The 16,841-nt window shown below is 63.6% G+C and carries 18 protein-coding genes; all 18 read left to right on the plus strand.

All coding sequences use genetic code 11. From position 1 onward, the window contains the following. The first annotated feature begins 62 nt into the window (after positions 1-62). The 18 genes from V6S97_RS00450 (at position 63) to V6S97_RS00535 (ending at position 16,830) form a co-directional block, all read left to right on the plus strand. Complete coding sequence (locus V6S97_RS00450; protein WP_262514297.1) at positions 63-470, plus strand: phage major tail protein, TP901-1 family; 408 nt, start codon at positions 63-65, stop codon at positions 468-470. Next, positions 470-829, plus strand: a complete 360-nt coding sequence (locus V6S97_RS00455) for a gene transfer agent family protein (protein ID WP_112277700.1) — start codon at positions 470-472, stop codon at positions 827-829. Before V6S97_RS00450 ends, V6S97_RS00455 begins: the two co-directional genes overlap by 1 nt. Continuing rightward, a complete protein-coding gene (locus V6S97_RS00460) occupies positions 826-1,035 on the plus strand; it encodes a rcc01693 family protein (RefSeq protein WP_087743628.1) in 210 nt (69 codons plus the stop codon). Before V6S97_RS00455 ends, V6S97_RS00460 begins: the two co-directional genes overlap by 4 nt. 68 nt (positions 1,036-1,103) lie before the next feature. Beyond that, the gene (locus V6S97_RS00465) at positions 1,104-1,685 is read left to right on the plus strand and encodes a phage tail tape measure protein (RefSeq protein ID WP_020809574.1); all 582 of its coding nucleotides are present in this window, start codon (positions 1,104-1,106) and stop codon (positions 1,683-1,685) included. 48 nt (positions 1,686-1,733) lie between these two features. Next, a complete protein-coding gene (locus V6S97_RS00470) occupies positions 1,734-2,372 on the plus strand; it encodes a TIGR02217 family protein (RefSeq protein ID WP_111817284.1) in 639 nt (212 codons plus the stop codon). Beyond that, positions 2,369-3,253 carry a DUF2163 domain-containing protein gene (locus V6S97_RS00475; RefSeq protein ID WP_334425869.1) on the plus strand — a complete coding sequence of 295 codons (885 nt, stop codon included), beginning with the start codon at positions 2,369-2,371 and terminating at the stop codon, positions 3,251-3,253. The genes V6S97_RS00470 and V6S97_RS00475 overlap by 4 nt, the downstream gene beginning before the upstream one ends. Continuing rightward, the gene (locus tag V6S97_RS00480; RefSeq protein WP_060723973.1) at positions 3,250-3,684 is read left to right on the plus strand and encodes a C40 family peptidase; all 435 of its coding nucleotides are present in this window, start codon (positions 3,250-3,252) and stop codon (positions 3,682-3,684) included. The genes V6S97_RS00475 and V6S97_RS00480 overlap by 4 nt, the downstream gene beginning before the upstream one ends. A gap of 16 nt (positions 3,685-3,700) precedes the next feature. Then, complete coding sequence (locus V6S97_RS00485) at positions 3,701-7,498, plus strand: baseplate multidomain protein megatron (protein ID WP_334425871.1); 3,798 nt, start codon at positions 3,701-3,703, stop codon at positions 7,496-7,498. 34 nt (positions 7,499-7,532) lie between these two features. Beyond that, positions 7,533-7,739, plus strand: a complete 207-nt coding sequence (locus V6S97_RS00490) for a hypothetical protein (protein WP_003509816.1) — start codon at positions 7,533-7,535, stop codon at positions 7,737-7,739. Between the two features lie 137 nt (positions 7,740-7,876). Further along, positions 7,877-8,131, plus strand: coding sequence for a hypothetical protein (locus V6S97_RS00495; protein ID WP_003497070.1), 255 nt, complete (start codon positions 7,877-7,879; stop codon positions 8,129-8,131). 93 nt (positions 8,132-8,224) lie between these two features. Next, positions 8,225-8,896, plus strand: a complete 672-nt coding sequence (locus V6S97_RS00500) for a response regulator transcription factor (RefSeq protein ID WP_003509815.1) — start codon at positions 8,225-8,227, stop codon at positions 8,894-8,896. Further along, on the plus strand, positions 8,886-10,286 hold the full coding sequence (locus tag V6S97_RS00505) for a sensor histidine kinase (RefSeq protein ID WP_003509813.1): 1,401 nt from the start codon (positions 8,886-8,888) through the stop codon (positions 10,284-10,286). The genes V6S97_RS00500 and V6S97_RS00505 overlap by 11 nt, the downstream gene beginning before the upstream one ends. Before the next feature lie 105 nt (positions 10,287-10,391). Further along, on the plus strand, positions 10,392-10,820 hold the full coding sequence (locus V6S97_RS00510) for a membrane protein (protein ID WP_031233662.1): 429 nt from the start codon (positions 10,392-10,394) through the stop codon (positions 10,818-10,820). 160 nt (positions 10,821-10,980) lie between these two features. After that, a complete protein-coding gene (ccmI, locus tag V6S97_RS00515) occupies positions 10,981-12,144 on the plus strand; it encodes a c-type cytochrome biogenesis protein CcmI (RefSeq protein WP_334425874.1) in 1,164 nt (387 codons plus the stop codon). Then, the gene (gene ccmE, locus V6S97_RS00520; RefSeq protein WP_003509807.1) at positions 12,141-12,653 is read left to right on the plus strand and encodes a cytochrome c maturation protein CcmE; all 513 of its coding nucleotides are present in this window, start codon (positions 12,141-12,143) and stop codon (positions 12,651-12,653) included. Before ccmI ends, ccmE begins: the two co-directional genes overlap by 4 nt. Further along, complete coding sequence (locus V6S97_RS00525) at positions 12,650-14,641, plus strand: heme lyase CcmF/NrfE family subunit (protein ID WP_003509804.1); 1,992 nt, start codon at positions 12,650-12,652, stop codon at positions 14,639-14,641. The genes ccmE and V6S97_RS00525 overlap by 4 nt, the downstream gene beginning before the upstream one ends. Next, the gene (locus tag V6S97_RS00530; protein ID WP_020009719.1) at positions 14,638-15,105 is read left to right on the plus strand and encodes a cytochrome c-type biogenesis protein; all 468 of its coding nucleotides are present in this window, start codon (positions 14,638-14,640) and stop codon (positions 15,103-15,105) included. The genes V6S97_RS00525 and V6S97_RS00530 overlap by 4 nt, the downstream gene beginning before the upstream one ends. A gap of 156 nt (positions 15,106-15,261) precedes the next feature. After that, on the plus strand, positions 15,262-16,830 hold the full coding sequence (locus V6S97_RS00535) for a Do family serine endopeptidase (protein WP_020809582.1): 1,569 nt from the start codon (positions 15,262-15,264) through the stop codon (positions 16,828-16,830). The last annotated feature ends 11 nt before the right edge of the window (positions 16,831-16,841 follow it).

A 16,841-nucleotide genomic window follows, 5' to 3' on the forward strand; every position in this document is an offset into this window, starting at 1 on the left:
AAACCATTTGGTAGCAGGCCCGCCGCACCCCCGCAACCGCAATTTAAATGAAAGGAAACAACATGGTGGCGCAGAAGGGCAAGGACCTGCTGCTGAAGATCGACAATGCCAGTGTCTTTGCGACCGTGGCGGGGCTCAGAACAAAACGGCTGGCCTTCAATGCGCAGGCGGTCGACGTGACGGATGCCGAAAGCGCCGGGCGCTGGCGCGAGCTTCTCGCCGGCGCGGGCGTGCAGCGGGCATCGCTCACGGCCTCCGGCATCTTCAAGGACCAGGCGAGCGATGCGCTGGTGCGCGGCGCATTTTTTGCGGGCAGCATTCCCGGCTGGCAGATCGTCATTCCCGATTTCGGCGCCATTGCCGGCCCCTTCCAGATCGTCGCGCTCGAATATTCCGGCCGCCACGATGGCGAAGTGCAATTCGAAATCGCGCTGGAATCGGCCGGTCTTCTAACATTCGGAGCGCTGTGATGCCGCAAGGGTTACGTTACGGGCGGGCGAACCGCCATCGCGGCGAGATAGAAGCGCTGATAGACGGCGAAAGGCGCATCCTGTGCCTGACGCTCGGGGCTCTTGCCGAACTCGAAACCGCCTTTGAAGCCGATGACCTCACCGCGCTCGCTGAACGTTTCGCGAGCGGGCGCATGAAGGCGGCGGACATGATCCGGGTGATCGGCGCGGGACTGCGCGGCGCGGGCAACGTCTTTTCCGACGAGGATGTGGCCGCCGCCACGGTGGAAGGCGGCATTGCCGGCCATGCCGCGATCGTCGCCGATCTTTTGACCGCGACTTTCGGCGGTTTGAAAGGCGGGACGCCGCCGGACCCTTGAATGCCGCAGCAGGCGAAGCGACGTCGCGCCCATTCCCCTGGGACGCGGTGATCCATACCGGCCTGTTCCTGCTGCGGCTTTCCCCGGAAACCTTCTGGCTGATGACCCCGAGCGAATTTTTCGCGATGACGGGCGGCAACGCCGTTTCGCGCGGCCCTGACCGTCAGGCCATGGAGGGGATGATGCGGCAGTTTCCGGATGGGTGAGTTGATCTCAAAAACGAATGGCATTTCAAAATTTTGCGGCTCCGGTTTGAATCAGAAAGGCAAGCGCGATGACGGGCGAAAGATCGATTGCGGAGAACCGGGAAGAGGCGGAGGCGCTCTCGGAGGTGATGGGTGATCTCGAGCGGCGTTCCGAGCGGTTCGGTGCGGCCCTGACCTCGGCCCTGCAGGCGGCGGCGACCGGCGGCAAGGGGCTGGACGATGTGTTGCGCGGGCTTGGCCAACGGCTGTCCGGCATCGCGCTTTCGGCCGGGCTGAAACCGCTGGAGAGCATGATTGGCGATGCCGTCGGCGGGTTGTTGAACGGCGGCGGTTCGCTGTTCGCCTTTGCCGATGGCGGGGTGCCGGGGCGCAGCATCACGCCTTTTGCCGATGGCGGCGTGGTCTCCAGCCCCGCCTTTTTTCCGATGGGCGGCGGGCTTGGCCTGATGGGCGAGGCGGGGGCGGAAGCGATTTTGCCGCTGAAGCGCGGTTCGGATGGCGCCCTCGGTGTTGCCGCACCTGCGGGCGGCGGCGGGGCGCAGATCGTTTTTAACGTGACGGCGACGGATGCTGCGAGCTTCCGCAAAAGTGAAGGCCAGATCGCCGCCATGCTGGCGCGCAGCGTCGGGCGCGGCCAGCGCGGATTGTGACGCGCGCTCACTTTCCCAGACCATTGAAAAGAATCCAGGAACAACGACATGGCGGCATTTCATGAAGTGCGCTTTCCGCTGCGGCTCGCGCTCGGCGTCAGCGGCGGGCCGGTGAGGCGGACGGATATCGTCAACCTGTCCAATGGCCGGGAGAGTCGCAACCAGCGCTGGAGGAACGCCAGACGCAGCTATGACGCCGGATCCGGCATCCGCTCCGTCGCCGATCTCTATGAGGTGCTCGCCTTTTTCGAGGCGCGGCGCGGTGAGCTTTACGGCTTTCGTTTTCGCGATCCCGTGGATTTCAAATCCTGCCCGCCGGGAGAGACGCCTGCCTCGACCGATCAGAGGATTGGTACCGGCGATGGGGTGACGGCGGGTTTTCAGTTGCTGAAGACCTATGCCGATGCCGGCGGCTCCTTCACGCGGCGGATCGATAAACCCGCGGAGGGTTCGGTCATTGTTTCGGTCGAGGGGGTGAAGGCGGAAGCGGCCGATATTTCGGTCGATCACGCCACCGGCATGGTGCTCTTCCGGGCGGGGCGCGTGCCGCCCGCCGGCGCTGCAATCCGTGCCGGTTTTGAATTCGACGTGCCGGTTCGTTTCGCGATCGACCGTATCGACGTAAACCTGACCGCTTTCGAGGCGGGCCGCATTCCCTCCATTCCACTGATGGAAATCCTGCCATGAAAACCATTCCCGCCGCCCTTGCCGAGCATCTCAAGGGAGATGCGACGACCACATGCCATTGCTGGAAGGTGACACTGAAGGATGGCGTCACGATTGGTTTTACCGATCATGATGAGATGATCGTGTTCGGCGGCACCTCCTACCTTGCCGCCAGCGGCTTTTCGGCCAGCGACAGCGACAGCGAAACGGGGCTGGGCGCGAGTGCCGGGGAGGTGGCGGGCGGTTTTTCGAGCGAGGCGATTGCGGAAGACGATCTGGCCGCCGGGCGTTTCGATGGTGCGAGGGTGGAGCTTTTCCTCGTCAACTGGCAGGCGCCTGACCAGCATATGCTGCTGAACATGCGCGAGATTGGCGAGGTGACACGGGCTGGCGGGGCGTTTCGCGCCGAGCTGCGCAGCCTTGCCCATCGCCTCGGCCAGCCGCAGGGCAGGGTCTATGGGCGTCGCTGCGATGCCGCACTCGGGGACAGGCGTTGCGGTGTCGATCTCGGGCCGCTCAGCGGTCATGGCAGCCTAGCGGCGGTGGATGCCTCGGGCGGCCTGCTCGTGTCAGGGCTCGATGCCTTTGCCGATGGTTTTTTCAGCCGGGGAAAGCTCCGCTTTCTGGCCGGCCTGCTGGCGGCCAAGAGTTTCGACCTCGATGGCCACGAGCGGCGTGACGGCGGCGTGCATCTGTCCTTCTGGCTGCCGCCGGAACAGCTGCCTTCGCCAGGGGACACGTTTTCTGTCACCGCCGGCTGCGACAAGAGTTTCACCACTTGCCGGGCGAAATTCACCAATCATCTGAATTTCCGGGGCTTCCCGCATCTGCCGGGGGCGGATTTCGCCTATTCCTATGCGAGCGGCGGTGAGAGCCATGACGGTGGGGCGCTGTTTTCATGAGCGACACCGGCGAAAGAGTGCTGGCGCTCGCCGGAGGCTGGATCGGCACGCCCTATCGGCATCAGGCCTCGTTGAAGGGTGTCGGCTGCGATTGCCTCGGCCTCATTCGCGGCATCTGGCGCGGCGTTTACGGCCATGAACCGGAATTGCCGCCGCCCTATGCGCCCGATTGGGCTGAACGCGGCGGCGAGGACCGGTTGATGGCGGCGGCGGAACGCCATTTTCTGGCGGTTCCGCGCATGGAAGAGGCAAGGTCGGGAGACTTGCTGCTGTTTCGCTGGCGGGCCGATGCGGCGGCCAAACATCTCGGCATTCTGGCCGGGTCACAGCATTTCATCCATGCCTATGAACAGGCGGCGGTGGTGCGTTCGGCGCTGGTGCCGGGCTGGAGGCGGCGCATTGCCGGTATCTTCCGTTTTCCCGATCCCTGAGTTTTTCGAGGCGAGCATGGCGACAATCGTTTTTCAGGCGGCGGGTGCGGCGCTCGGCGGCATTTTCGGTCCTTTGGGCGCAATGATCGGCCGGGCGGCCGGGGCGCTGGCGGGCAATGCCATCGACCGCACGCTGCTTTCGAACGGGCGGACGGTAACGGGCGCGCGTCTTTCGACGGCGCGCATTCCGGGGGCGGATGAGGGGGCGGCGATCAGCCGGCTTTATGGCACCGCAAGGATCGGCGGCACGCTGATCTGGGCGACGCGTTTTGAAGAAAGCATCGAGGTGGAGCGCCGCGGCGGCAAGGGCAACCGTGGCCCGAAGGTCGAAACCTTTCGCTATTTTGCCAATGTCGCCATCGGCCTGTGCGAAGGTGAGGCGGCCATGGTGCGGCGTGTCTGGGCCGATGGGCGGGAGTTGGACCTGAGCGCCATCGAGATGCGTTTTTATCCCGGCAGCGAGACGCAATTGCCCGATCCGTTGATCGAGGCGAAGCAGGGGGCGGGCAATGCGCCGGCCTTTCGCGGACTGGCCTATGTCGTGTTCGAACGTCTGCCGCTCGATACTTATGGCAACCGCATTCCGCTGATGCAGTTCGAAGTGGTGCGGCCTGTCGGACGGCTGGAAAAAGCCATCCGCGCCATCACCGTCATCCCCGGCGCAACGGAGCATGGTTACGCCACCGTGCAGGTTTCCGAACGAACGGGCATCGGCCAAAGCCGCATCATGAACCGCAATGGTTTGACCGCCGCGACGGATTGGCAGGCGGCAATCGACGAATTGCAGGCGCTCTGCCCCAATCTTGAGAGCGTGGCGCTGGTGGTGAGCTGGTTCGGCACGGATATGCGGGTGGGTGAATGCCGCATTCTGCCCGGCGTGGAGGTGGACGGCCGGGATGGGGAAACGATGCCATGGTCCGTCGCCGGCCTTTCGCGCGGCGAGGCGCATCTCGTCAGCCATCACGGCGACGGTCCCGCCTATGGCGGTACACCCAACGACGAAAGCGTGTTGCAGGCCATCGCCGATCTCAAGGCGCGGGGTTTGCGAGTGTGCCTTTATCCCTTCGTGATGATGGATGTTCCCGTCGATAACGGTCTTGCCGACCCCTATGGCAAAAGCGAGCAGGACGCTTATGCCTGGCGCGGGCGCATCACCTGCTTTCCCGCACCCGGCAGGGCCGGTTCTGCGGATCGCAGCGCTGGCGCACGGACGCAGGTTTCCGCCTTCTGCAATCGCCATGAAGGTTACCGGCGCATGGTGCTGCATTATGCGGCGCTGGCGGCTCGGGCGGGCGGGGTGGATGCCTTCCTGATCGGCTCGGAACTGCGCGGGCTGACGGCGCTGAGAGACGAGAATGATGCCTTTCCCTTTGTCGAGGAACTGGTGCGGTTAGCGGGCGACGTACGGGCCGTGATGGGGCCGGCGGTGAAGCTGACCTATGCGGCGGACTGGAGCGAATATTTCGGCCACCAGCCGGCAGATGGTTCGGGCGACGTGTTCTTCCACCTCGACCCGCTCTGGGCGAGCCCTGATATCGATGCTGTTGGTATCGACAATTACATGCCGCTCTCCGACTGGCGTGACGAGGATGCCGCGAACGGCAATCCCGATGGCATGACCGGCCCGGATGATGCCGCCGCATTCCGTTATGCCATCACGGCAGGCGAGGGCTTCGACTGGTATTATGCAAGCGATGCCGGCCGCGCGGCGCGGCAGCGCACGCCCATAACCGACGGGCTGAAGGCCAAGCCATGGGTGTTCCGCTACAAGGACATCAGGAACTGGTGGGGCAATCTCCATTTCGACCGGCTGCGGGGAACGGAGAAATCCGCCCCGACCGCATGGGTGCCGGGCTCGAAGCCGATCTGGTTCACCGAACTCGGCTGCCCGGCGGTGGACAAGAGCGCGACACGCCCCAATGTCTTTCCCGATCCGAAATCGGCGGAAAACGCCTTCCCCTATTTCTCCCGCCGAAGCCGCGCCGACAGCCAGCAGCGGCGGTTTCTCGAGGCGCATCTCGACCATTGGCGTGAGGCCGCAGCGATGGTCGATGCAGACAGGGTCTATCTGTGGACCTGGGATGCACGGCCTTTTCCCGCCTTCCCGCAGAATGGCGCGGCATGGAGCGATGGGGCGAACTGGCGCACTGGCCACTGGCTGAATGGCCGGCTGGGAACGGCCACACTCGCCGATACCATCGCCGCCATCCTCACCGATCACGGCTTTTCCGCCTTCGACGTGTCCGCCGTCAGCGGCGATCTGACCGGTTATGTGCAGGGCGACGTGACCTCGGCCCGCAACCTCCTGGAGCCGCTGATGGCGGCTTTCCAGGTGGATGTGGTGGAAGATGGCGGAACCCTGCGCTTCCGCTCCCGTAACACGGCGGTTTTGCCGGTCCGCGATATTGCCGTGCTGGCCGATCTGGAGGACGAGCCGCTCTGGTCGGAAAGTCGCGGCCATGACAGCGATTTTGCGGCAGAGGCCGTGCTGACGTCTTTCAACCCGGCGCTGGATTACGAGCAGGGGAGTGCAAGGTCCCGCCGCATCGACAATGCCGGTAGCCGGGTCATGCGGCTTGATCTCAACGCCGCCCTGCCTGCGGAAACTGCGGAGGCGGCGGTCGAGGCGCTGTTGCGCGACAACCGGCAGGCGCGGCGTAGCCTGCGCTTTGCCCTGCCGCCCTCCGAAATCACCCTCGAACCCGGCGATTGCATCCGCCTGCCGGAAGACGCCTTTCCGCAAGCGCCTTCCGGGCGGTTTCTGGTGAGCCGCATTGAGGACGGCGCGGTGCGGCAGGTGGAGGCGCGGGCCTTTTCCGCCGCCTTTTCGGTTTTCGCTGGTGGTGCGGAGGAACGGCGCAGCAACGGCGCAAGCGGTGCGGAAGGGTTCGTGCCCGAGGTGCTATTCCTCGATCTGCCCTGCCATGACGGCACCGCGCCGGAGGATTCGGCGCGGATTGCCGCCCTAGCAAAGCCCTGGCGGCCCATCATCATTTCCGCGTCGCCGGGTACGGAGGGTTACCGGCAACGCGTGCTGCTTGACCGGCCGGCGATGATCGGCACGCTGGCGATGCCGCTGATATCAGGCCCTCCCGGCCGTTTCGACCGGAAAAACACCATCCTCGTCGATCTGCCCTTCGGCGAGGTGTCGTCGGCCGCGGAGCTTTCGGTGCTGAACGGCGAGAACCGTCTCGCCATCAAGGCCGCAAACGGCGTGTGGGAAATCGTCGCTTTCGCAAAGGCCGAAGAAATCGCACCCTCGCGCTGGCGGCTTTCCTCTCTCCTGCGGGGACTGGCTGGCACGGAAGACGCACTGGCCGCAGGCGCGCCAAAGGGTGCGCCGGTGGTGGTTCTGGATCAGGCGGTGCAGCCGCTGGGTCTTGCCGCGAGCGAGCGCGGACGACGCCTGAGCTGGATCGCGGAAGCTGCGGGAATGGCGGGCGCAATGAGCGGGCCTTTTGCCTTCGAGGGAGGCTTGCGGGCGCTGACGCCGCTCGCGCCGGTCCATCTTTCCGCCGAACGGCGCGGGGATGGCGTGCTGTTCAGGTGGAAACGTCGGGGCCGGGTGGAGGCCGACGGCTGGGATGCGAGCGAGATCCCGCTGGACGAGCCCTTCGAGCTTTATCGCGTCGAGGTGCTGGACGGCGAGACGGTGCGGCGCGTGGCGGAGGTTTCAGAGCCCGTGTGGTTTTACCCCGCCGCAGACGAACTCACAGATTTCCCGGCCTTGCGGGATCACATTTCCGTGCGTGTCCGCCAGCTCGGCCGCGCGGTGCCCTCGGGCGTGGCGGCCAAGGCCGTTCTGCCGATCTGACATGTGTCTGAAAAACAACGCAAAGGATGAGATTATGGACAGTACCAAAGCATGGTATCAATCGCGCACGATCTGGGGTGCTCTGGTCGCGGTTTTCGCACCGCTTTTCAGCATTGCCGGCGTTGAGCTGCCCGCCGGTCTGCAAGGCGAACTTGCGGACGGGCTGGTGACGGTTGCGGGCGGAATTGGCGGCCTGATCGCACTTTACGGCCGCCTTTCGGCGACCAGCGCCATTCGCTGACAGCACATGCAAAGACGCCGCTCCCGCGTTACGCCCTTGCGGCGGGGGCGGCATTCATTTGCCATTCAGACGCTTTGCGCTACATATTCGGTCACAATACGGTTCGAGACGCACCCGGTTTTTTGGAAGTTTGTGCAATGGCATCACCTCTCATCATCGCGACGCTTGCAGCCGGGCTTTCCGGTTTCACGGCGCCCGAGGCTGATCTGCAGGGCCATTACATACTGGCGGCGAGCGACTGCGGCGCAGCCGTTGCCCGCGTCGTGCGCGAAACCGGTGGTCAGCTGCTTTCGGTCTATCCTTCCGGCGATGGTCAGTCCTGCGTCGTCACCGTTCTCGTCCAGGGTAATGGCGAGCGCCCGCGCAAGGTGACGATGCGCGTGCCGATGTAGCTTGCCCGCATCGCCGAAATATCGGAAAACAATCCGAAACATTTAGCATGACCGACCCCGCGCGCGGGCCGGGACGGAAGGAAAGGGCTGACAATGCGTATTCTCGTTGTTGAGGACGATGCCAATCTCAATCGGCAGCTGACCGACGCGCTGAAAGAAGCCGGTTATGTTGTCGATCAGGCATTTGACGGCGAGGAAGGGCATTATCTCGGCGATACCGAGCCCTATGACGCGATCGTTCTCGATATCGGCCTGCCGCAGCTGGATGGCATTACCGTCGTCGAAAAATGGCGTGCGGCCGGCAAGGCCATGCCTGTTCTCATCCTCACCGCCCGCGACCGCTGGAGCGACAAGGTCGCCGGCATTGACGCCGGAGCCGATGACTACGTCACCAAGCCTTTCCATGTCGAAGAGGTTCTCGCCCGTGTGCGCGCTCTCATCCGCCGCGCCGCCGGCCATGCCTCCTCCGAACTCGTCTGCGGCCCGGTCCGGCTCGACACCAAATCCTCCAAGGCGACCGTCAACGGTACGACGCTGAAGCTCACCTCGCATGAGTTCCGGCTGTTGTCCTATCTCATGCATCACATGGGCGAGGTCGTGTCGCGCACGGAGCTGGTCGAACATATGTACGATCAGGATTTCGACCGCGATTCCAATACGATCGAGGTATTTGTCGGACGTTTGCGCAAGAAGCTCGGGGTTGATCTGATCGAGACGATCCGTGGTCTCGGTTACCGGATGCAAGCACCGGCAGATGCGAAGTAATTCTCTCACCGCCCGCGTTCTGCTGCTCGCCTCGCTATGGTCGGCGCTGGCGCTGGTGGTGATCGCCGTCGTCATCTCGACGCTTTACCGGCAGGGGGTGGAGCGCAGCTTCACCGATCTTCTCAGGGCGCAGCTCTATAACGTCATCAATTCCGTGACGATTTCCAACGAGAATACGCTGGCCGGCAGCCCGCAGCTCGGCGACCTGCGTTTTTCGCAGCCCGATACCGGCTGGTACTGGGTTGTCGAGCCGCTTGGCAATTTCCAGACCGCGCCGCTGGTTTCCTCGTCGCTGGGCGTCTCCACCTTGCCGGTGCCGAGCATTCTCGATGCGCCCTTCGACAACCGCTATGAGCGCTTTTATGCCGTGACCGACGAGGCCGGCAATCAGGTGCGTGTGGCGGAAACCGAAGTCGTGCTGGATGGCGAAGGGCGTGCGGCGCGTTTCCGCGTTTCCGGCAATCTGAATGTCGTGGAAGACGATGTGCGCGATTTCTCCAACAGCCTCTATCTGGCGCTCGCCGTTTTCGGTGTGGGCAGTCTGGTCGTCAATGGCCTCGCCATTCTCTACAGTCTGCGGCCGCTCGATCAGGCTCGCGTCGCGCTTGGCAAGATCAGGGGCGGGGAGGCGGAAAGCCTAGAAGGTGAATTCCCGCGCGAAATCCAGCCGTTGGCCAATGAGGTCAACGCGCTCATCGACAGCAATCGCCGCCTCGTGGAGCGCGCCCGCATGCAGGTGGGCAACCTCGCGCATTCGCTGAAGACGCCGATCGCCGTTCTTCTCAACGAAGCGCGCACGCTGGACCCGCAGCATGGCGATCTGGTGCGGGCGCAGGCCGATGCCATGCAGGCGCAGGTGCAATCCTATCTCTCCCGCGCCCGCATCGCCGCCCAGCGCGGTTCTATCCTTGCCCGCGTGGAAGCGGAACCGGCACTGGAACGGCTGGTGCGCGTCATGCGTCGCCTGAACCCCGACAAGCAGTTTGTCCTGAATTTCGAGCAGGCCGGCGCCGTGCTTGGCATGGAGCAGCAGGATCTGGAGGAGGTCGTCGGCAATCTTCTGGAAAATGCCGCGCGTTTTGCGCAGACGCGCGTGGTCATCACGCTTGCGACCGGCACGCACCCATCGTCCGACGCCGAAATCGCCCGTCGCTCCTGGGTGGAGCTGACTGTCGAGGATGACGGGCCGGGGCTGGAGCCGGGACAGATCAGCGAAGCGATGAAGCGCGGCAGGCGGCTGGACGAGAGCCGGCCGGGCACGGGTCTCGGATTGTCGATCGTTTCCGAGGTGGTGTCAGAGTACCATGGCCGCTTTTCGCTGTCGCGCAGCGCCATCGGCGGCCTTAAAGCCGATCTGATTTTGCCGGGCCTTTCGAAAGAGCTTGCGTGAGGCAAGAAAAAAGGCAAGAAATTCAATGCCGGTATATTAGGTGCAATGCGGTAGGAAAGAGGACAGGGTTTGGTTGACGTGTATGATGGCTGCCGCTCCGTGACAATGCGTTCGCTGGTGTCACGCCCGGCACTTCTCTCGATCCTGTGCGTATCGATGCTGAGCGCCTGCACCACCACAGGCACCCGCCCGGCGGGCGGCGGCCTGTTTGGCCGCTCTGCGCAGCCCTCGACGCCCTTTCTTGCCAATCTGGAAGGCGGCATTGTCGGGCGAAGCGGCGTTGAGCTTGACAGGGGTGACCAGACCAAGGCGCTGGAAGCCGAATATAAGGCGCTGGAAACAGCCCCGGTCGGCACGCCTGTCACCTGGACGGGCGATGACGCCAAGGGCCAGGTGGTCGCCAATGCGCCCTATCAGGTCGGCAATCAGAATTGCCGGCAATATTCGCATACCTTGACGGTCGACGGACGGGAAACCAGGGCGCGCGGTGCAGCCTGCCGCAATGCCGATGGAAGCTGGTCGCCGCTGACGTAACCAGTTTGACGTAAATCAAGGTCACGGGCCTTTTGCGATGACAAGAAGAGGCATAGCGGTGCAGCCGGGAGATGGCCTGCGGTGCGGCGTGATGTCTCAAATTCGCGTCATCCCCGCGCTTCATGTTTCCATGTGCCGCGCATTCGAGTAATTGAGCCTTATGTTCTGGATTGTCGTTGCGATATTGACGGCGGCTGTTGCCATCGTCCTGATGTACCCGCTGATGCGGAAGACCGAGGCGCCCGAGACGCGCCGCGACGGTGAGGTTGCCGTTTATCGCGACCAGCTGGCCGAGCTGGACCGCGAACGCGCCGCCGGCCTGATCGGGCAAACCGAAGCGGATTATGCCCGCGCCGAAATCGGCCGCCGGCTTCTCGCTGCCGCCGAGAGGGAAGAGCAGCCGGGCAAAGAGGCGCGTCCGCTGCGGCACAATCTCGCCGCCAGCCTCATCACCATTCTCTTGCCCGCGCTCGGCCTCTGTCTTTACATCTGGAACGGCAGTCCGGAGGTGCCGGACATGCCGCTCGAGGCACGTCTTGAAAAGCCCGGTAACGACATGAACCTGCTGGTCGCACGGGCCGAAAGGCATCTGGCGCAGAACCCGGATGACGGCGCGGGCTGGGACATTCTCGCGCCGATCTATTTCAAGACATTGCGGCTTGGCGACGCCGAGCTTGCCTATCGCAATGCGCTTCGTATTCTGGGCCCGAGCGCCGAACGATTGACGGGCCTTGGCGAAACGCTGGTTGCCGGCAATGACGGCATCGTCATAGAGGCCGCGCGCGATGCGTTTGCGCAGGCCGAACAGTTGAAACCCGGCAATCCGCGCGCCCGCTTCTATCTGGCGCTTTCGCTGGAGCAGGCTGGCAAGGCGGAGGAAGCACGCGCGGCCTTTGCAGCGCTGGCGGCCGATGCGCCGGCCGGCGCGCCGTGGCTGCCGCTGGTTCAAGAGCATATCGCCCGCACCGGCGGCGCGGCGAACCCTGCCGCGCCCGGCCCGAACGCTGAGGATATGGCGGCGGCCAACGATATGACGGCTTCCGACAGGCAGGCGATGATCGAAGGCATGGTGTCGAGCCTTGATGCCAAGCTCAAGGAAAACCCCGCCGATTTTGAAGGCTGGGTGCGGCTTGTACGCGCCTATTCGGTGCTGAAGAACGAAGCCAAGGCCGGAGAGGCCCTGCGGGCGGGGCTGAAGGCTTTCCCGCCGGAGGGTGAACAGGGCAGGCAGCTTCTGGCGCTGGCGAAGGAACTTGGCGTTTCCGCCGGGCCGATCCGTACGAACGGGCAACAGGATGCTGCGCCGCAGGGAGTGACGCAATGACCCGCAAACAGAAACGTCTCGCGATCATCGGCGGCGGCATGAGCTTCATCGTTGCAGCCGTGCTGCTCGTCATGTTCGCCTTTGGCCAGTCGATTGCCTATTTCTACATGCCCGCCGATCTGGAGAAGACGCCCGTCAACCCCGGCACCCGCATCCGCCTTGGCGGGCTGGTGGCGGAAGGCTCGATCAAGCGCGGCGAGGGCCGCACGGTGAGCTTTACGGTGACGGATGGCGAGGCCAATGTGCCGGTCAGCTATACCGGCATTCTGCCCGATCTCTTTCGCGAAGGGCAGGGCGTGGTGACCGAAGGCATGTTCGATGCCGCCACTCACGGCTTCGTGGCCGACAGCGTGCTGGCCAAGCACGACGAGAATTACATGCCGAAGGAAGTGGCAGACCGGCTGAAGGACAAGGGCCTGTGGCAACATGGCGGAGAGGGTGAGGAACCCGCCGCCGCGACGCCCTCGCCCAGTGCGACGTCGCCCGACAAGACCGGAGCAACCAAATGATCAACGAGATCGGCCATTACGTTCTGGTGCTGGCGCTTGGGGTGGGGCTGATCGTTTCCACGCTGCCGGTTATCGGCGCGCGCCGCAACGACCGGGCGCTGATGGATGTCGCCTCGCTCGGCTCGGTCATGATGTTCCTGCTCGTTGGTTTTTCCTTTGCGGCGCTGACGCGGGCCTATGCCGTCTCGGATTTTTCCGTGCGCAACGTCTGGGAAAACTCCCATTCGCTGATGCCGATGATCTACAAGCTGACCGGCGTGTGGGGCAACCATGAAGGCTCCATGCTGCTGTGGCTGCTCATTCTGGTGTTTTTCAGCGCGCTCGTCGCCGCCTTCGGCCGCAACCTGCCGGAAACGCTCAAAGCCAATGTTCTTGCGGTGCAGGCATGGATTTCGGTCGCCTTCCTGCTGTTCATCCTGCTCACCTCCAATCCCTTCCTGCGGCTGGAGCCGGTGCCGGCCGAGGGGCAGGACCTCAATCCGATCCTTCAGGATTTCGGCCTCGCCATCCATCCGCCGCTGCTTTATCTCGGTTATGTCGGCTTTTCCGTCTGCTTTTCCTTCGCCGTCGCAGCGCTGCTGGAAGGGCGCATCGATGCCGCCTGGGCGCGATGGGTTCGGCCGTGGACACTTGCCGCATGGACCTTCCTGACCGCCGGCATTTCGATGGGTTCCTACTGGGCCTATTATGAACTCGGCTGGGGCGGCTGGTGGTTCTGGGATCCGGTGGAAAACGCCTCCTTCATGCCCTGGCTTGCCGGAACCGCGCTGCTTCATTCGGCGCTTGTCATGGAAAAGCGCGAGGCGCTGAAAATCTGGACCGTGCTTCTGGCGATCATGACTTTTTCGCTGTCGCTGCTCGGTACCTTCCTTGTCCGCTCCGGCGTTTTGACCTCCGTGCATGCCTTCGCCACCGATCCGAGCCGCGGCATCTTCATTCTTGGCATTCTGACCGTCTTCATCGGCGGCGCCTTCGCGCTCTTTGCATGGCGCGCTCCCTCGCTGAAGGCCGGGGGGCTGTTTGCGCCGATTTCGCGTGAGGGATCGCTGGTTCTCAACAACCTCATCCTCACGGTGTCCACGGCAACCGTGCTGATCGGCACGCTTTACCCGCTCATTCTCGAAACCCTGACGGGCGAAAAAATCTCGGTCGGCGCGCCCTTCTTCAATCTCACCTTCGGCCTCCTGATGATCCCGATCCTGATCGTCACGCCCTTTGGCCCGATGCTGGCCTGGAAGCGCGGCGATCTGCTCGGCGCATTCCAGCGGCTTTATGTGGCGGCTGCGCTTGCCGCTCTCGCGGGTCTGACGCTCTGGTACATCGAAAATGGCGGCCCGGTGCTGGCCGCACTCGGCATCGCGGCCGGTTTCTGGCTGATCTTCGGGGCGCTTGCCGATCTCTGGTATCGCGCCAATTTCGGCAAGCTGGCCTTCGGCATCGCATTTCGCCGCCTCAAAGGCCTGCCGCGTTCGGCCTTCGGCACGGCATTGGCGCATATGGGGCTCGGCATCACCGTGCTCGGCATCGTCATCGTCACCACTTTCGAGACGGAAACGGTGCTGGAGATGAAAGAGGGCATGGTGGCGGAAGCGGGCGGCTACAGCCTCACCTTCGACGGTATCCGCCACGCCGTCGGTCCGAATTTCACCGAGGATCGCGGCCATTTCACCATCCGCAAGGCGGGTGTCGAAGTGGCCGATGTGTGGTCCTCCAAGCGGCTCTATACCGCGCGGCGCATGCCGACGACGGAAGCGGGTATCCTGACCTTCGGCCTCAGCCAGCTTTATGTCTCGCTCGGCGATCCCATGACCGATGGCGGCATGGTGGTGCGCATCTGGTGGAAACCCTTCATCCTGTGCATCTGGGGCGGCACGCTGTTCATGATGGCGGGCGGTTTCATCTCGCTCTCGGACAGGCGTTTGCGGGTCGGTGCGCCGAATCGCAAGGCGAAGCCGGTGCGGGCTGCAATGCCGGAGGCGGCGGAATGAGGGAGTTTGTGGCAGCGCTCGGGCTTCTTCTCACCCTCATCTTCGCTGCGGCCTCTCCAGCCTTCGCGTTCAACCCCGACGAAGTCCTCAAAGACCCGGTGCTGGAACAGCGCGCCCGGAACCTGACGTCTCAGCTCCGCTGCATGGTCTGCCAGAACCAGTCGATCGACGACAGCAATGCCGAACTGGCGCGCGATCTGCGGGTCCTGGTGCGCGAGCGGCTGGTTCAAGGCGACAGCGACAAGGCTGTCATTGACTACGTCGTGTCGCGCTACGGCGAGTTCGTGCTCCTGAAACCGCGCCTCAGCCTTCGCACCGTGCTTCTGTGGGGCGCGCCCATTGGTCTCACCCTTGCCGGGATTTTCGCCGTCTTCGTGTTTTCCCGCCGCCGCGCAAGCCAGGAACAGCCACAGAAGCTGAGCGCGGACGAAGAAGAGCGAATCCGCAATCTCATTGAAAAATAACCGGTTTCCATTTCAGTCCCCGGTTCTTTTTCAACATTACGGATTTTTCATTCGTCAGACACTTCGCCGTAAGGTGTCGCCTCCTATATCTTCATCATCCACCGCTTCTCCCCCGGTCAAACGGGCCCCAGTCTGAATGAAGAAAGAAGGTACACCATGTCTCATTCGCAAAACGGCCATTCCTCGCTGAAGACGGCCTCGCTGAAGACGGCTCTGAAGGCCACGACCGTTGGCGGCCTTGCGGCGCTGATGCTTTCCACCGGCATCGCCGCCCCGATCCTCCACTCGTTCGCCGCTCCCGTCGAGGTGAATGCGCCGCAGGTTCCAAGCTTCGCCAACGTGGTCGATGCGGTATCGCCCGCCGTCGTCTCCGTTCGCGTACAGTCGAACGTGCAGCCCGCTTCCGATGACTCCAGCAATTTCTCCTTCAATTTTGGCGGCCGTGGCCTCGACCAGCTGCCTGATGACCATCCGCTGAAGCGCTTCTTCAAGGAATTCGGTGGTCCGAACCAGGATCGCTCCGAACGTGGTCCGAATCGCCACCGTGACGGCAAGGGTCCGCTTCGTCCCGTCGCTCAGGGCTCCGGCTTCTTCATCTCCGAAGATGGTTACATCGTCACCAACAACCATGTCGTCGATGACGGCTCCGCCTATACGATCGTGATGAATGACGGTACCGAACTCGAAGCCAAGCTCGTCGGCCGTGATCCGCGCACCGATCTTGCGCTCCTGAAGGTCGATGTGAACCGCAAGTTCACCTATGTGAAGTTTGCCGATGACAGCAAGATCCGCGTCGGTGACTGGGTCGTCGCCGTCGGTAACCCCTTCGGCCTCGGCGGCACGGTGACATCAGGCATTATTTCGGCCCGCGGCCGCGATATCGGCTCCGGCCCCTATGATGATTACCTGCAGATCGACGCCGCCGTGAACCGTGGCAACTCGGGTGGCCCGGCCTTCAACCTCAATGGCGAAGTGGTCGGCATCAATACCGCCATCTTCTCGCCGTCGGGCGGCAATGTCGGCATCGCCTTCGCCATTCCGGCATCCGTCGCCAAGGACGTGATTGCCGATCTGCAGAAGGACGGCAAGGTCGAACGCGGCTGGCTCGGCGTGCAGATCCAGCCGGTCAGCAAGGATATCGCCGAATCGCTTGGCCTCGCTGAAGCAAGCGGCGCGCTCGTCGTTTCGCCGCAGTCCGGCTCGCCGGGCGACAAGGCCGGCATCAAGCAGGGTGACATCATCACCGCCGTCAATGGCGAGCCCGTCAAGGATGCCCGCGACCTGTCGCGCCGCATCGGTGGCATGGCGCCCAACGCCAAGGTTGAAATCTCGCTGTGGCGCGGTGGCAAGTCGCAGTCGGTCACAGTGACGCTGGGTGATCTTACAAGCGACGACGCCTCCAAGGCGACGCCGACCCAGAACGACGACAAGGGCGACCAGTCTTCCAGCGAGAAGGTCCTGTCCAGCCTCGGCCTGACGGTTTCGCCCGCCGATGACGGCAACGGCCTTGCCATCACCGATGTCGACCCCGACAGCGATGCCGCTGCCCGTGGCCTGAAGACGGGTGAGAAGATCACCTCGGTGAACAACCAGCAGGTCGCTTCCGCCGCCGATATCGAGAAGATTCTCGAGCAGGCCAAGAAGGACGGACGCTCCAAGGCGCTGTTCCAGATCCAGACGGATGATGGCAGCCGCTTCATCGCTCTGGATATCGACCAGGGTTGATACGCTGAAAC

Source organism: Agrobacterium sp. CCNWLW155 (assembly GCF_036888815.1).
GTDB lineage: Bacteria > Pseudomonadota > Alphaproteobacteria > Rhizobiales > Rhizobiaceae > Agrobacterium > Agrobacterium radiobacter.

What these genes read in the sequence shown, in the direction of transcription:
- V6S97_RS00495 (WP_003497070.1), top strand. Translation starts at nt 7,877, where the DNA reads ATGGCATCACCTCTCATCATCGCGACGCTTGCAGCCGGGCTTTCCGGT.
- V6S97_RS00505 (WP_003509813.1), top strand. Translation starts at nt 8,886, where the DNA reads ATGCGAAGTAATTCTCTCACCGCCCGCGTTCTGCTGCTCGCCTCGCTA.
- V6S97_RS00450 (WP_262514297.1), top strand. Translation starts at nt 63, where the DNA reads ATGGTGGCGCAGAAGGGCAAGGACCTGCTGCTGAAGATCGACAATGCC.
- V6S97_RS00525 (WP_003509804.1), top strand. Translation starts at nt 12,650, where the DNA reads ATGATCAACGAGATCGGCCATTACGTTCTGGTGCTGGCGCTTGGGGTG.
- V6S97_RS00530 (WP_020009719.1), top strand. Translation starts at nt 14,638, where the DNA reads ATGAGGGAGTTTGTGGCAGCGCTCGGGCTTCTTCTCACCCTCATCTTC.
- V6S97_RS00475 (WP_334425869.1), top strand. Translation starts at nt 2,369, where the DNA reads ATGAAAACCATTCCCGCCGCCCTTGCCGAGCATCTCAAGGGAGATGCG.
- V6S97_RS00455 (WP_112277700.1), top strand. Translation starts at nt 470, where the DNA reads ATGCCGCAAGGGTTACGTTACGGGCGGGCGAACCGCCATCGCGGCGAG.
- V6S97_RS00485 (WP_334425871.1), top strand. Translation starts at nt 3,701, where the DNA reads ATGGCGACAATCGTTTTTCAGGCGGCGGGTGCGGCGCTCGGCGGCATT.
- V6S97_RS00490 (WP_003509816.1), top strand. Translation starts at nt 7,533, where the DNA reads ATGGACAGTACCAAAGCATGGTATCAATCGCGCACGATCTGGGGTGCT.
- V6S97_RS00510 (WP_031233662.1), top strand. Translation starts at nt 10,392, where the DNA reads ATGCGTTCGCTGGTGTCACGCCCGGCACTTCTCTCGATCCTGTGCGTA.
- ccmE (WP_003509807.1), top strand. Translation starts at nt 12,141, where the DNA reads ATGACCCGCAAACAGAAACGTCTCGCGATCATCGGCGGCGGCATGAGC.
- V6S97_RS00480 (WP_060723973.1), top strand. Translation starts at nt 3,250, where the DNA reads ATGAGCGACACCGGCGAAAGAGTGCTGGCGCTCGCCGGAGGCTGGATC.
- V6S97_RS00470 (WP_111817284.1), top strand. Translation starts at nt 1,734, where the DNA reads ATGGCGGCATTTCATGAAGTGCGCTTTCCGCTGCGGCTCGCGCTCGGC.
- ccmI (WP_334425874.1), top strand. Translation starts at nt 10,981, where the DNA reads ATGTTCTGGATTGTCGTTGCGATATTGACGGCGGCTGTTGCCATCGTC.
- V6S97_RS00500 (WP_003509815.1), top strand. Translation starts at nt 8,225, where the DNA reads ATGCGTATTCTCGTTGTTGAGGACGATGCCAATCTCAATCGGCAGCTG.
- V6S97_RS00465 (WP_020809574.1), top strand. Translation starts at nt 1,104, where the DNA reads ATGACGGGCGAAAGATCGATTGCGGAGAACCGGGAAGAGGCGGAGGCG.
- V6S97_RS00535 (WP_020809582.1), top strand. Translation starts at nt 15,262, where the DNA reads ATGTCTCATTCGCAAAACGGCCATTCCTCGCTGAAGACGGCCTCGCTG.